10 protein-coding genes and 1 tRNA gene are annotated in these 12,678 nt (G+C 73.1%); 10 read left to right on the top strand and 1 reads right to left on the bottom strand.

Features of this window, described 5'->3' with window-relative positions; genetic code table 11:
- Window position 1 precedes the first annotated feature (1 nt).
- The 9 genes from WMF20_RS14735 (at window position 2) to cyaY (ending at window position 8,110) form a co-directional block, all read left to right on the top strand.
- Window positions 2-583 (top strand): hypothetical protein, encoded by a 582-nt coding sequence (locus WMF20_RS14735; protein ID WP_437614152.1) that lies wholly within the window; start codon window positions 2-4, stop codon window positions 581-583.
- A gap of 624 nt (window positions 584-1,207) precedes the next feature.
- Complete coding sequence (locus WMF20_RS14730) at window positions 1,208-1,906, top strand: response regulator transcription factor (RefSeq protein WP_129574948.1); 699 nt, start codon at window positions 1,208-1,210, stop codon at window positions 1,904-1,906.
- Between the two features lie 3 nt (window positions 1,907-1,909).
- The gene (locus WMF20_RS14725) at window positions 1,910-3,280 is read left to right on the top strand and encodes a histidine kinase dimerization/phospho-acceptor domain-containing protein (protein WP_129574947.1); all 1,371 of its coding nucleotides are present in this window, start codon (window positions 1,910-1,912) and stop codon (window positions 3,278-3,280) included.
- Window positions 3,281-3,566: 286 nt separating this feature from the next.
- Window positions 3,567-4,307, top strand: a complete 741-nt coding sequence (gene uppS, locus WMF20_RS14720; RefSeq protein ID WP_129574946.1) for a polyprenyl diphosphate synthase — start codon at window positions 3,567-3,569, stop codon at window positions 4,305-4,307.
- Between the two features lie 116 nt (window positions 4,308-4,423).
- Window positions 4,424-4,497 (top strand) — tRNA-Arg (locus WMF20_RS14715).
- Between the two features lie 64 nt (window positions 4,498-4,561).
- The gene (locus WMF20_RS14710) at window positions 4,562-4,843 is read left to right on the top strand and encodes a hypothetical protein (protein WP_020735016.1); all 282 of its coding nucleotides are present in this window, start codon (window positions 4,562-4,564) and stop codon (window positions 4,841-4,843) included.
- Window positions 4,844-4,949: 106 nt separating this feature from the next.
- On the top strand, window positions 4,950-6,233 hold the full coding sequence (gene phnA, locus WMF20_RS14705; RefSeq protein ID WP_437614149.1) for a phosphonoacetate hydrolase: 1,284 nt from the start codon (window positions 4,950-4,952) through the stop codon (window positions 6,231-6,233).
- A gap of 32 nt (window positions 6,234-6,265) precedes the next feature.
- A complete protein-coding gene (gene phnY / locus WMF20_RS14700; RefSeq protein WP_437614147.1) occupies window positions 6,266-7,714 on the top strand; it encodes a phosphonoacetaldehyde dehydrogenase in 1,449 nt (482 codons plus the stop codon).
- A gap of 57 nt (window positions 7,715-7,771) precedes the next feature.
- The gene (cyaY, locus tag WMF20_RS14695; RefSeq protein WP_129574943.1) at window positions 7,772-8,110 is read left to right on the top strand and encodes an iron donor protein CyaY; all 339 of its coding nucleotides are present in this window, start codon (window positions 7,772-7,774) and stop codon (window positions 8,108-8,110) included.
- Between the two features lie 10 nt (window positions 8,111-8,120).
- On the opposite strand, the gene WMF20_RS14690 is transcribed toward cyaY, so the two are convergent.
- On the bottom strand, window positions 8,121-9,785 hold the full coding sequence (locus WMF20_RS14690; protein ID WP_437614145.1) for a hypothetical protein: 1,665 nt from the start codon (window positions 9,783-9,785) through the stop codon (window positions 8,121-8,123).
- A gap of 457 nt (window positions 9,786-10,242) precedes the next feature.
- On the opposite strand from WMF20_RS14690, the gene WMF20_RS14685 reads away from it, so the two are divergent.
- Window positions 10,243-12,450 carry a pseudouridine synthase gene (locus WMF20_RS14685; protein ID WP_437614143.1) on the top strand — a complete coding sequence of 736 codons (2,208 nt, stop codon included), beginning with the start codon at window positions 10,243-10,245 and terminating at the stop codon, window positions 12,448-12,450.
- Window positions 12,451-12,678: the final 228 nt, after the last annotated feature.

Raw genomic sequence — 12,678 nt, 5'->3', positions numbered from 1 at the left:
CATGCCGCCTTCGCTCGGCTCCGAGCTCATCGCAGCGTGGGCTGCCCGGCGGGGCCTCGCCTTCACCGCGCGCCCCGACGAGGCCTGGTTCCGTCGCTGGGAGCCGTACGACACGATCGCGCCCCCCTCCGCCTATCTCTCCTCGTGCACGTGGACGGCGAACCCCGGGCACGCGGTCATCGCCGAGCCGTGGTACGCGGACGGCGACGCCGAGCCGCTCGAGCGATCGCTGCTCGGCTTCGCGGCGCACCCGGCGCTCCAGCGCCGCGCGTCCATGCGCGTCGGCGAGCATTTCCTGACCCGCGTCGCCTTCATCGAGAGCGCCCCGCCGCCCCGGGTCGTCCTCGACGACGCGCTCTGGGACGCCCACGTGACGACGTTCGCCGCCTCCCCGCGCGAGGCCGCCGCCGCGTTCCACCCGCGGCTGCGCAAGCTCCTCGCCCGCCGCGGCTTCCAGGGTCACCTCGAGCTCCGCTCCGGCGGGCTCGTGGTGCACTGCGCCGGCCTGCGGCCGATCCCGGAGCACTACGACCGGCTGCTCGGCATCGTGCGCGAGATCGTGAACGCGGCCGTCGGCTCGTGAACCTGGGAGGAGGATCCGTACCGGCCGACGCAGCGCTTGCCCTGGCCGACGACGATCTCCTGCGCACGGGTCGGCCGGGGCGCGCGCGCCTAGACCATCGATCACGTTGCTCGAGCGAGAAATGAGCCGCCAAGCCGCCAAGGACGCCAAGAAGACGACAATGTCTTGGCGTCCTTGGCGGTTCGAAAGTGGGCGGTCCGACCGCCTGTTGCACCTCGCAGGGACACGTCGGTGGGCGGTCCGACCGCCCGTGATCATGCGGATCCACACCTCGCTGGGCGGTCCGACCGCCCGTTGCACCTCGCAGGGACGCCTCCGAGGGCGGTCCGACCGCTCGATGCACCTCGCAGGGACGCCTCCGAGGGCGGTCCGACCGCTCGATGCACCTCGCAGGGACGCCTCCGAGGGCGGTCCGACCGCTCGATGCACCTCGCAGAGACACCTCGGAGGGCGGTCGGACCGCCCGTTGCGACGCGCAAGGACACCTCGGTGGCCGATCGGACCGCCCGTCGCCAGGCTGCACGAGCGCAGCCATGGAAACACGGAGCACCGCCCGAGCGCGCGCCGCCCTGATCCAGCCAGCCCTGTCGACGCGTCCGACACGCCGGTCTAGGCTCCCCGACCATGGCCAAGGTCCTGGTCGTCGAGGATGAGCCGGCCATCGCCGAGTCGATCGCCTACTTCCTGCGCCGCGACGGGTTCGCGGCCACGGTCGTCACCACGCTCGCGGCCGCCGAGCGGGAGATCGACAAGGCGGACCTCATCATCCTCGACCTGATGCTCCCCGACGGCAGCGGCTTCGATCTCATCGGCCAGGTGCGGCGGAGCGGGGCGCGCGCCGCGATCATCGTCCTGTCGAGCCGCGACAGCGAGGCCGACCGCGTCGCCGCGCTCGAGACCGGCGCCGACGACTACGTGACCAAGCCGTTCTCGCCGCGCGAGATCGTGGCCCGGGTGCGGGCCGTCCTGCGCCGCGCCGCGCGGCCGCAGGCGCCCGACGCCGCCCCGGCGCCGCTGCCGCTCATGGTCGACGAGGCCACGCGGAGGGCGCACGTCAACGGCCAGAAGGTCGACCTCACCCGCGTCGAGTTCGACCTGCTCGCCTGCATGCTCGCCGCGCCGGGCAGGGTGTTCACGCGCGCGCAGCTCATCGACCGCGTCTGGGGCGACGGGTTCGCCATCACCGACCGGACCATCGACTCGCACGTGAAGGGGCTCCGGAAGAAGGTCGTCGAGGCCGGGGGCGACGCCGACCTCATCGAGACGGTGCGCGGCGTCGGCTACCGCGTCACCGACAAGCCGAGCCCCCCGGAAGGCGGCTAGCCCATGGTGCGCCTCGTCGTCACCGCGGCGGCGGCGGTCTCGATCATCCTGCTCGTCGCGCTGTTCGCCTCCCGCCTCGTCCGCGCCCGGACGGCCGGGATGAGCATCCGGATGCAGATCTTCATCGCGCTCGGCGGCATCGTCGGCGCGTTCGCGTTCGGGCTCGGGCTGCTCGTCATCGATCGCATCGAGGCGCGCGCGACGCTGCTCGCCGAGGGCAGCGCGCGCGACGAGGCCGCCGCGTTCGCCGCCGTCGCCGCGATGGAGATGGAGGTCCGCGACGTCGACCTCGCGGCCGTGCGCGCGCTCGACGGCGAGGGCCCGACGGCCCAGAACATCGCGCTGCTCGACCCGGAGGGGCGCGTGCTCCGGGCCCGCGGCGCCTCGCCGGGCGAGCCCGGGACGGTCTTCGTCACCGCGCCCATCGAGGTCCGCGGCCGGCGCGTCGGGAGCGTGCAGGTCGTGAAGCCGACCATCGTCGTGCAGCGGATGGTCGCCGACTTCGCCCCGCCGATCCTCGTGATCAGCACCGTGCTCGGCGCCGCGGCGGCGCTCTCGTCCTTCCTGATCGGCCGCGCCATCGCGACGCCGATCGAGGCGCTCACCGAGTTCGCCGTGCGCGTGAGCGAGGGGGAGGTGCGCGCGGCGCCGCCGCCGGCCCAGGGCCGCGAGGTCCAGCGGCTGACGCGCGCCATAGACTCGATGCGGCGCCAGCTCGAGGGCCGCCCCTTCGTCGAGACGTTCGCCGCGGACCTGTCGCACGAGCTCAAGAACCCGGTCGCCGCGATCCGCGCCAGCGCCGAGGTGCTCTCCGAGGGCGCGCTCGACGACCCCGAGGAGGCCGCGCGCTTCGTCGCCCGCATCCGCGAGGCGATCACCCGGATCGAGGCGCTCCTCGGGGAGCTCCTGTCGCTCGCCCGCCTCGAGGCGCGCGGCGTGGAGCACGCCGCGGTCGTCGACCTCGTCGCGATCGCGCAGGCCGCCGCGGCGCGGGCGCGGGAGCGCGGCAGCCGGGTCGAGCTCGACGCGCCGAGTTCGGCGGCCGTGCGCGGCGACGAGCTCTGGCTGTCGCGCGCGCTCGACAACCTGCTCGACAACGCGCGCACGCACGGCGACGCCGCGGCGCCCATCCACATCGCCGTGTCCCGCCTGGGCGGACAGGTCGCGATCGCGATCCGCAACCGCGGCGAGATCGGGCGGCACGTCGCCGGCCGCCTGTTCCGCAGGTTCGTGACGACCCGCGCCGACCGGGGCGGCACCGGCCTCGGCCTCGCGATCGTCAAGGCGATCGCCGAGGCCCACAGCGGCTCGGCCGAGTGCACCCACCGCGGGCCGCCCGAGGTCGAGTTCAAGATCTCGCTGCCGGGTGCCTGAGCCCGCTCGCAGACCACGAGCTCCCCCGCTCCATCGTCACCCCCCGGGGAGGATCTTGGTTTCCGGGAGGTTTCTCCGGTTTGACAGCGCGCCCGATCGGTGGTGCGAAGACGCGGCCGGCCGCCCGGCGGAGCGCTCCGCCGGGCGCGCGCTAAGGTCCACGGGCGGCGGCCCTTGAGCTCATCCGCGACATCCTCCACAGAACCTCCACAATCGCATCACCGTCTGCCCCCCTACCGCGCCGAAGCTCGGCGCAAAGTGGGTCGTCGTCCCCACCAGGAAAACCATGACGTCCAGCACTCTCCCCAAGCACGTCGCGATCATCCTCGATGGCAATGGCCGCTGGGCAGCGGCGCGGGGTCTCCCCCGGATGCAGGGGCACCGGCACGGCGCGCAGGCCGTGCGCCTCTCGGTGCGCGCCTGCCGCGATCGCGGCATCCCGTACCTCACGCTCTACGCGTTCAGCGTCGCGAACTGGTCGCGGCCCAAGGACGAGATCGACGCGCTGATGCGCATCTGCCAGGAGTTCGCCGAGGGGGAGCACGACGAGCTGATCCGGCGCGGCATCGCGGTGCAGATCGTCGGCGACCTCGAGGACATCCCGACCCCGACGCGGCGCGCGATGGAGAAGCTCGTGGAGGACACCTCGGGCGGCACCGAGATGACCCTGGCGCTCGCGCTGAGCTACGGCGGCCGCCGGGACATGGCGAACGCGATGCGCGCGCTCGCGGTCCGCGCGCGCGCCGGGCTCGTCATCCCGGAGGAGATCAACGAGAAGTCGCTCCGGAACTTCCTGACGACCAGCGCGATGCCGGATCCGGATCTCATCATCCGCACGGGCGGCGAGAAGCGCCTCAGCGACTTCCTGCTCTTCGAGGCCGCGTACGCGGAGCTGTTCTTCACCGACACGCTCTGGCCCGATTTCACCGAGGCGACCTTCGACGAGGCGCTCGCGATCTACGCCCGGCGCCAGCGGCGCTACGGCCGGACCGGCGAGCAGGTCCGGCGGATGGCCGCGTCGGGCTGAACCGGCGCCGCGCGGCCTCCACGCCGCGCGCGCAGCGGCGCTCGCGGCGCTCGTCGCGCTCGTGGCGCTCGATTCCGGGGCCGCGATGCAGTACGAAAGACGCGCTTGTCGTCCACGCGCCCGTAGCTCAGCTGGATAGAGCAGCGGCCTTCTAAGCCGCGGGTCGCAGGTTCGAATCCTGCCGGGCGTGCCGAACGTCCTCGGTGCGTCGCTTGACGGTCCTGCCCGCAGCGGACCACCATGTTCCTGGCATCATGGAGAAGCGGGTCGTGCTCGTGCTGGGCGGTCTGGTGCTGGGCGCGGCCTGCGCGCTCGCGGCGGGGCGGGTGCGCGCCCAGGGGGTCGCGCCGAGCGCCCCCGCGCCGCGGTGGGAGCAGGACTGCGAGCAGGCGCACGGCGTCGAGGAAGCGCGCGCCGTCGCGAAAGCGCGCGGGGAGAGCGGCTGGGAGCTCGTGGCGCTCGACGCCGGCGTGATGTGCTTCAAGCGGCCGGCCCCGGCGCCTCCGAAGCCGGCCGATCCCTGGCCGGGCTACTGACCCGCCGCCGCGGCGCGCGCCGCGCCCGCCGTTCGAGGCGGAGCGGCCCCGGCGGCGCCGCGGCCGCCGCCCTTCTCGGCCCGCGCGCTGCGTGTCAGCGTTCGGCATGATCGATCTCTGCGATCGGCGCTACGCGCTGCCCGCGCGCAAGACCGTGGTGTTCTGCGTCGACGGCTGCGCGCCCGAGTACCTCGACCAGGCGCTCGCGGACGGGCTGATGCCTCGGCTCGCGGCCACGCTCGCCGGAGGCGGCCTGTACGTGCGCGGCCGCGGCCAGATCCCGAGCTTCACGAACCCGAACAACGTGTCCATCGTGACCGGCCAGCCGGCGCGCGTGCACGGCATCTCGGGCAACTACTACTTCGACGCCGCCTCGGGGGAGGAGGTGCCGATGAACGACCCGCGGTTTCTGCGCGTGCCGACGCTCTTCGAGAAGATGGAGCAGGCGGGCGTCCGGACCCTCTGCATCACGGCCAAGGACAAGCTCCGCGCGCTGCTCGGCGCCTGCCGCGACGGGGGGCCGCGCCCGATCTCGCTGTCGGCCGAGAAGGCGCACGAGCAGGCGCTCCCGGAGCACGGCATCGCCTCGATCACCGCCGCCGTCGGCCGCGAGAACCCGTCGATCTACGACTGGGACATCTCGCACTACGCGATGGAGATGGGCCTCGCGCTGCACGAGCGGGTCTCGGCCACGCTGCTCTACGTGTCGCTGACCGACTACGTGCAGCACAAGGAGCCGCCGCGCGGGCCGATGTCGGATCGGTTCTACGCCCGCTTCGACGCGCTCTTCGGCGCGTACCTCGACGCCGGGTTCGTCTGCGGCATCACCGCGGATCACGGCATGAACGACAAGACCGCGCCGGACGGCTCGCCGAACGTGCGCTACCTCGAGGACGCGCTCCGCGAGGCCGGCCTCTCGGGCTTCCGGGTGCTCCTGCCGATCACCGACCCGTACGTGGTGCACCACGGCGCGCTCGGATCGTACGCGACCGTGTATGTCAGCGCCTCGGCGCAGCCGCGCGCCGCGGAGGTCCTCGCGCGGCTCCCGGGCGTGGAGCTCGTCCTGCCCCGCGACGAGGCCGCGCGGCGCTTCGAGCTGCCGCCGGACCGGATCGGCGACCTCGTGATCCTCGGCGATCGGAGCACGGTGCTCGGCAAGAGCGCGGCCTACCACGACCTCTCCGCCGTGCGGCGCGGGCTCAGGTCCCACGGGGGCCTGCACGAGGCCGACGTGCCGATCCTCGCGAGCCACCCGCTCCGGCCCGAGGAGCGCGCGAGGCTCCTCGGCGCGGACGCGGACGCGGACGCGGCGAGCGGGCGGCCGTGCGCGCTGTCGAACGCGGACGTCTTCGATCTCTTGCTGAACCGACTCTCGATCGCCACGGCCTAGCGCCATCGATCGAGCACCTGAAGGGGGACAGGATGGGCTCGACGCTCTCCATCGAACGACCTGGGTTCCATTTTCCGTGCCTGATCGGGGGCAGGCCGGTGAGCCGGGACGAGCGCATCCTCGTGCGCTACCCGTTCACGGGCGAGGTGATCGGCAGCGTGCCGAGGCTCGACGAGCGGGAGGTGACGCGGGCGATCGAGACCGCGTCGTCCGGCCCGCCGCGGCTCTCGCGCCACGAGCGCAGCCAGATCCTCCTTCGAGCCGCGGCGCTCATCGAGGCGCAGGCGGACGCGGTCGCGCGGCTCATCACGTGGGAGAGCGGGCTCTGCCTCAAGGACACGGCGTACGAGGTGCGGCGCGCGCTCGACGTGCTCCGGTTCGCCGCGTACGAGGCGCTCCGCGACGACGGCCAGTGCCTCGCGTTCGACATCTCGGCGAACGGCAAGCCCCGCCGCGGCTACACGCTGCGCGAGCCGCTGCGCCTCGTGACGGCGATCACGCCGTTCAACCACCCGCTGAACCAGGTCGCCCACAAGGTCGCGCCGAGCATCGCGAGCGGCAGCGCGATGGTGCTCAAGCCGTCGGAGAAGACGCCGCTCTCCGCCGTCTATCTCGCGGCCGTGCTGCACGAGTCGGGGCTGCCGCCCGGCATGCTCAGCGTGGTGACCGGCGACCCGGCCGAGATCGGGCGGGCGCTCGTGACCCACCCCGCGGTGGAGCTCGTGAGCTTCACGGGCGGGGTCGAGATCGGCAAGCGCATCGCCGGCATGCTCGGCTACCGGCGCGCGGTGCTCGAGCTCGGCGGCAACGATCCGCTCATCGTGCTCGACGACGCGGATCTGGACGAGGCGGCGCGGCTGGCCGTCTACGGCTGCTACAAGAACTCGGGGCAGCGCTGCACGGCGGTGAAGCGGCTCATCGTGAGCGAGCGCGTCGCGGACGAGTTCGCCGCGCGCCTCGCCGCCGCGTCGGCAGAGCTCAAGGTCGGCGACCCGCGCGACCCCGCGACCGACATGGGGACGGTGATCTCCGAGGCCGCGGCGCGGCAGCTCCAGGCGGCCGCGGCGGACACGCTCGCGCGGGGCGCCAGGCTGCTGTTCGGGAACGAGCGCCGCGGGGCGCTGTACGGCCCCACCGTGATGGATCGCGTGCCGCGCGACGCACCGTCCGTGCAGCAGGAGACCTTCGGCCCGCACGCGCCGATCCTCCGGGTGAGGGACGTCGACGAGGCGATCGCGGTGGCGAACGGGACGAGCTACGGCCTCTCCGCCGGCGTCTGCACGAACGACATGAGGCACGTCCACCGGCTCGTCCGGGAGCTGCGCTGCGGCACGGTCAACGTGCGCGAGGTGCCGGGGTACCGCTCCGAGCTGTCGCCGTTCGGGGGCATCAAGGACAGCGGCACCGGGGTCAAGGAGGGCGTCGTCGAGGCGATGAAGGCGATGAGCACCGTGAAGCTCTACACGGTGCCCTGGGAGTGAGCGGCCCCCGGCGCTTCCCCATACCGCCGCGGCGCGCGACGTTGTAAGCCGATCGGCATGAGCGGAGAGCCCCTGTCGGAGCGAGAGTTCGACGCCGTGGCCGATCGGTCGCTGCGCGCGCTGGATCGGGCGATCAACGAGATCCCCGACGGCGTGGAGGCCGACCTGCAGAGCGGCATCCTCACCCTGGAGTTCGAGGACGGCATCAAGTACGTCGTCAACAGCCACCGCGCGGCGCGGCAGATCTGGATGGCCGCCGAGCGGGCGGCGTGGCACTTCGACTACCTGCCGTCCGAAGGCCGCTGGGTGGCGCAGCGGACCGGAGAGGAGCTCTGGAGCACGCTCGAGGCCGTCGTCTCCCGGAAGCTCCGCCGCGACGTGAAGCTCGAGCGCTGAGCCCCGCCGCTCACAGCGCGAAGCGGACGCCGAGCGCGCCGAGCGGACCCGTCACGGAGGCGCCGACCCGCAGATCGAAGGCGACGCGGTCCCACGGGCGGAACGAGAGGCCGAGCTCGGGGAAGACGACCCACGGATAGACGACCGGCTTCAGGCCCTGGGGCTTTCCCTTGGGGCGGGTGAACCAGCTCGGCTCGGCGTAGCCGGGGTAGTGATCCGCGTCGTAGTCGAGCTGGTTGCAGTACCGGAAGCTCCCCTCCGGGTTGTTCGGTCCGCGGCACTTCTTGTAGCGGTACGGGTCCCCCGGCACGAAGGTGCTCTGGTCGCCGGCGACGGCGTCCCCGGGGTACGCCTGGGTCCGGTAGAGCTCACCCATGAACATCCAGCCCACGCCGAGGCCCGCCCCGACGCGGAAGGCGAACCGCTCGTCGCGATCGAGCGGAATGTTCCAGACCAGGCGGGCGTCCGCCTGGAGCGCCTGGAGGTCGCTCTCGATGATCTCGTAGTCGGTGTCGGGGTGCCCGTTCGGCAAGAAGGGCGTCTCCTGCAACCGGAAGCGCGCGTAGGCGACCGAGAAGACGAGATCGAACCGCCCGAGCCGCGTGGACAGCGAGACGTCTCCGCCGGGGAAGAAGGCGTGCCGCCCGCCCTCTCCGAAGAGCTCGAACATGACCTGGGGGACGAAGAAGCCCCGGAAGCCGGCGCCGAGCCACACGTTCCGCTGCTTGCGCGCGGCCGGCGACGTGGGCTCGGGCAGCTCGTCCGGCGGCGTGGGCTCGGGCATCTCGACCGGCGGCTTCCCCTTCGCGTCGGGCCCGGCCGCGACGCGCGGCTCGTCCTCCGCCGGCTCCTTCGCCACGGGCTTCGTCGGCTTCTTCTCAGGCGGCTTCGTCGCCACCGGCTTCTGCGGCTTCTTCTCCGGCGGCTTCGTCGCCACCGGCTTCTGCGGCTTCTTCTCCGGCGGCCTCTTCGCCACGGGCTTCTGCGGCTTCTTCGCCGGCGGCTTCGTCGCCACCGGCTTCTTCTCCGGCGGCTTCGCCGCCGCAGGCTTCTCCGGCGGCTTCTTCTCCGGCGGCTTCGCCGCCACGGGCTTCTCCGCCGGCTTCGCCGCGCCGGGCTTCGACTTGAGGCGCAGCTTGAGCTCGCGCCGTTGCTTCTCCTTCAGCGTGATCTTCTGCGAGAGCTCCTCGTACCCCTCGGCCCTGGCGACGACCGAGATCGGCTTGCCCGGATCGAAGCGCCGCGGCGTCGATGGGTCGCTGATCGCCTCGCCGTCGATCTCGACGACGAGCCCCGCGTAGGGCTCCACCGGCACGACGACCAGCGTCGGGATGCGCGCGTCGAGCTGCGCCGCCTTCTTCTTGGCCAATGTGATGGCCACGACATCCCGGCCGGTGTACCCGGGCTCCTTCTTCTCGCTCGCGACCGTGTGATAGATCTCGCTCGCCTTCAGCAGCTCGCCCTGCTTCGCGTAGCAGTCGGCGAGCGGGACCGCAGAGCTCGGGCGGTGCCGCTGGCCCTCGGCGGACTCGAGGAGCGGGATCGCCCGCTTGCAGAACCCGCCCCGGGCCGCGTTGATGCCCTGGTTCGCCTCCTTGTCGCCCGGCGCGGCGAGCGCCGCATGGGCGAACAGCACAGCCAGGACGCCGACGAGAGAAGCGATCGGAAGACGCAAGAGGCGCTCAGTCTACCACCTCATCCACGGCGCGCGCGGGACGGACGCGTCGATCGCGCCCACGGATGTCGCGAACGGCACGGCGGCCCGAGGTAAGGAGCAGCGCGGGCGCCAATGTGGCGGTGCCTCGCGCCGCTCCTTACCTCGGCTCGACCTCGGCTCGGGCCGCCTCGACGGAGCGAACGCGGCCTGGACGGCCCGCCGTCCGGGCGGCCGCGCAGGCCGCCGGGGAAACACGGGGCTTTTCCGGGATCCCGAGCGCCCCCGGACGCGTGCCCGGAACGCCGAAGCGCTGCAGACGAAAAGCTCGACGGACTCCTCTTTACACCTTCGACGCTGACCGAGAGCCCCTGTAAGCTCCCCCGGAATGGCTTCCGGCGCAGGTATCGAAGAACCGCACGGGCTGGGCGAGAGCACCGGCGCAGAGGGATCGGGCGGCGGCGTTTTGTCCGGACCCGTGCGGCGCACATTGAAGGCAGGCGAGATCCCGAACACGTTGATCGAGTGCGTGCACTCGGTCGAGTGCGCGGGCTGTCCGCTCATCGCGGGCGATTACGCAGAGCAGCTCAGCACGAAGCGCGCGCGGGTCGTGTCCGCGGCCGCGCACTATCCGTCGCTCGAGCTGCTCCAGACGAGCCCGGTCATCCCGGCTGATCCGATCACCGGCTATCGCGGCCGAGCGAAGCTCATCGTCGCCCCCTCCGGCGCGATCGGGCTGTACGGCCGCACAGGGCATCACGAGGTCGTCGACATCCCGGGCTGCCGGGTGCTCGCCCCGGCCCTCGCGGCGGTGACCTCGCGGCTCCGCGAGCTGATCGCGTCCCCGCCGCCGGAGGTCCGGCCGCTGCTCTTGCCGTACGATCCGGCGAGGGGCGGCGTGCTCCGCGCCCTCGACCTGCGCGAGGTCCACCTCGCGCCGGGCACGCCGCTCTACGCGGAGATGGGCGCGACCGAGGACAACCCGGCGTTCGTGCTGATCACGTTCGTCCTCCAGCGCGAGCGCGCGTGCACGCGCGACGAGCTGCGCGAGGCAGGCCGCGCCATCCGCCCGATGCTCCCTCGCGTCATCGGCGTCGCGGCGAACTTCCACGACGCGGAGGCGCCGCAGATCCTCGGCCCCGAGACGGCCGTGCTCGACGGCGTCTCGCACGCGGAGGACCGGATCGGGCAGACCTACCACATCGCCGCGTTCGGCTCGTTCGTGCAGGCGCACCGCACGCAGGCCGCGCGCGTGCACGCCCTCCTGCTCCGCGAGATCGCGTCGCTCGAGAACGACGGGCCCGTGATCGAGGGCGAGGCCCCGATGGGCCCGGCCTCCCGGCGCAAGGAGCCGCCGCGCATCCTCGATCTGTACGGCGGCTCGGGCGCGATCTCGCTCGCCCTCGCGCAGGGCGGCAACCGCGTCCTGATGGTCGAGTCGTTCGCGCCCGCGGCGGCGAACGCCCGCGCGGCGGCCGAGGCCCAGGGGCTGAGCCAGCGCGTGGAGGTGCGCACCGGCGACGTCGCGGAGATCGTGAGCTCCCTCGTCAACGGCTCGGAGAAGTTCGACGGCATCGTGGTGAACCCGCCGCGCCGCGGCGTCTCCCCGACCGCGCGCGAGGCGATCGCGCGCCTCGGCGCGCCGCTGCTCGTCTACGTCTCGTGCGATCCCGACACGCTCGCGCGCGACCTCGATCACCTCTGCCGCCTCGGGTACTCGTCGACGGAGCTCACGCCGCTCGACATGATCCCGCTCACGGAGGAGATCGAGACGATCGCCGCCCTCCGGAGGACGCCGCCGCCGGCGCCGAAGGTCATCTACGACGACGACGGCGTGCTGGTCGTCGAGAAGGGCCCGCACGAGCCGGTGGCCCCGCAGCCGGAGTACCTCGGCTCGCTGCTCGCCCGCTGCGCTCGCATCCCGGGCAGCACCACGACGCCCGTGGTCGTGCACGCGCTGGATCCGGGCACGAGCGGCCTGGTCATGCTCGCGCGAAACGAGGAGGCGGCCGCGCGCTGGGGCGAGGCGCTCACGAAGACGGGGCGCCTCATCTACCTGGCCGCGGCCAAGGGCGTGACCCCGGGCAAGGGCGCGATCACCCGCGACCTCCGCGAGGGGACGCGCACGTACACCGCGCGCACGCGGTACCGCCGCCTCGCCGTCGCCTCGGGCCACTCGATCCTCCGCGTCATCCCGGACGGCGGGCGCACGCACCAGATCCGGCGGCACCTCGCCGCGATCGGCCACCCGATCCTCGGCGACGAGCGCTACGGCCACGTGCCCACGAACCGCTACTTCGAGGAGAAGCACGGGCTCGATCGCTCGTTCGTGCACCTCGTGCGCATCGAGATCGAGCACCCGCGCACCGGCGTGAAGATGATCATCGAGTCGACGCTGCCCGGCGACCTGCGCTCGGCGCTCGAGCGCTCGACCGGCCCGTCGGTCCTGCGCTTCCTCGAGCAGAAGCACGCCCTCGGCGAGCAGCGGGCCGTCGCCGTGCTGACGACGGCCACGGACGAGCCCGCCCCGAGCAGCAGGATGATCCCGCTGCGCACCGAGGACTCCGAGTCCGCGCCGCCCCCCTCCATCCGCAGCCCCGGGCCCATCTCGATCCGCGTCCCGGATCTGGACGAGTCGCCCCGGACCATCCGGCACCCCATCATCTCGACCGGCGACGAGGACTGAGCGGCCCGCGCCGCCGTTCCCGCGCGCGCAGCCGGCCGGCCGGCCGGCCGCCGCGGTCGCGGTCGGCGGTCGCGTCGCCCTCGGCCGCGACCACCTCGCTCGCGGCGGTCGCTCCCTTACCCGCGACGCCGTCCGCCTTACCCGAGCGCCTCAGGGTGGGCCGGTCCTCGCGGGGCGCGGGTCCGTCCGTGTGCCCGACCCGCCCACCTTGGAGCGATGGGCTGCGAG

It is taken from the genome of Sorangium sp. So ce834, from assembly GCF_051521425.1.
Lineage (GTDB): Bacteria > Myxococcota_A > Polyangia > Polyangiales > Polyangiaceae > Sorangium > Sorangium cellulosum_D.
The sequence above is the reverse complement of the archived record's forward strand: the minus strand, read 5'-3'. Positions and strand labels throughout refer to the sequence as shown.

Coding starts and splice junctions, on each gene's coding strand:
- uppS (WP_129574946.1), top strand. CDS start 3,567: ATGACGTCCAGCACTCTCCCCAAGCACGTCGCGATCATCCTCGATGGC.
- WMF20_RS14710 (WP_020735016.1), top strand. CDS start 4,562: ATGGAGAAGCGGGTCGTGCTCGTGCTGGGCGGTCTGGTGCTGGGCGCG.
- cyaY (WP_129574943.1), top strand. CDS start 7,772: ATGAGCGGAGAGCCCCTGTCGGAGCGAGAGTTCGACGCCGTGGCCGAT.
- phnA (WP_437614149.1), top strand. CDS start 4,950: ATGATCGATCTCTGCGATCGGCGCTACGCGCTGCCCGCGCGCAAGACC.
- WMF20_RS14725 (WP_129574947.1), top strand. CDS start 1,910: ATGGTGCGCCTCGTCGTCACCGCGGCGGCGGCGGTCTCGATCATCCTG.
- phnY (WP_437614147.1), top strand. CDS start 6,266: ATGGGCTCGACGCTCTCCATCGAACGACCTGGGTTCCATTTTCCGTGC.
- WMF20_RS14730 (WP_129574948.1), top strand. CDS start 1,208: ATGGCCAAGGTCCTGGTCGTCGAGGATGAGCCGGCCATCGCCGAGTCG.
- WMF20_RS14735 (WP_437614152.1), top strand. CDS start 2: ATGCCGCCTTCGCTCGGCTCCGAGCTCATCGCAGCGTGGGCTGCCCGG.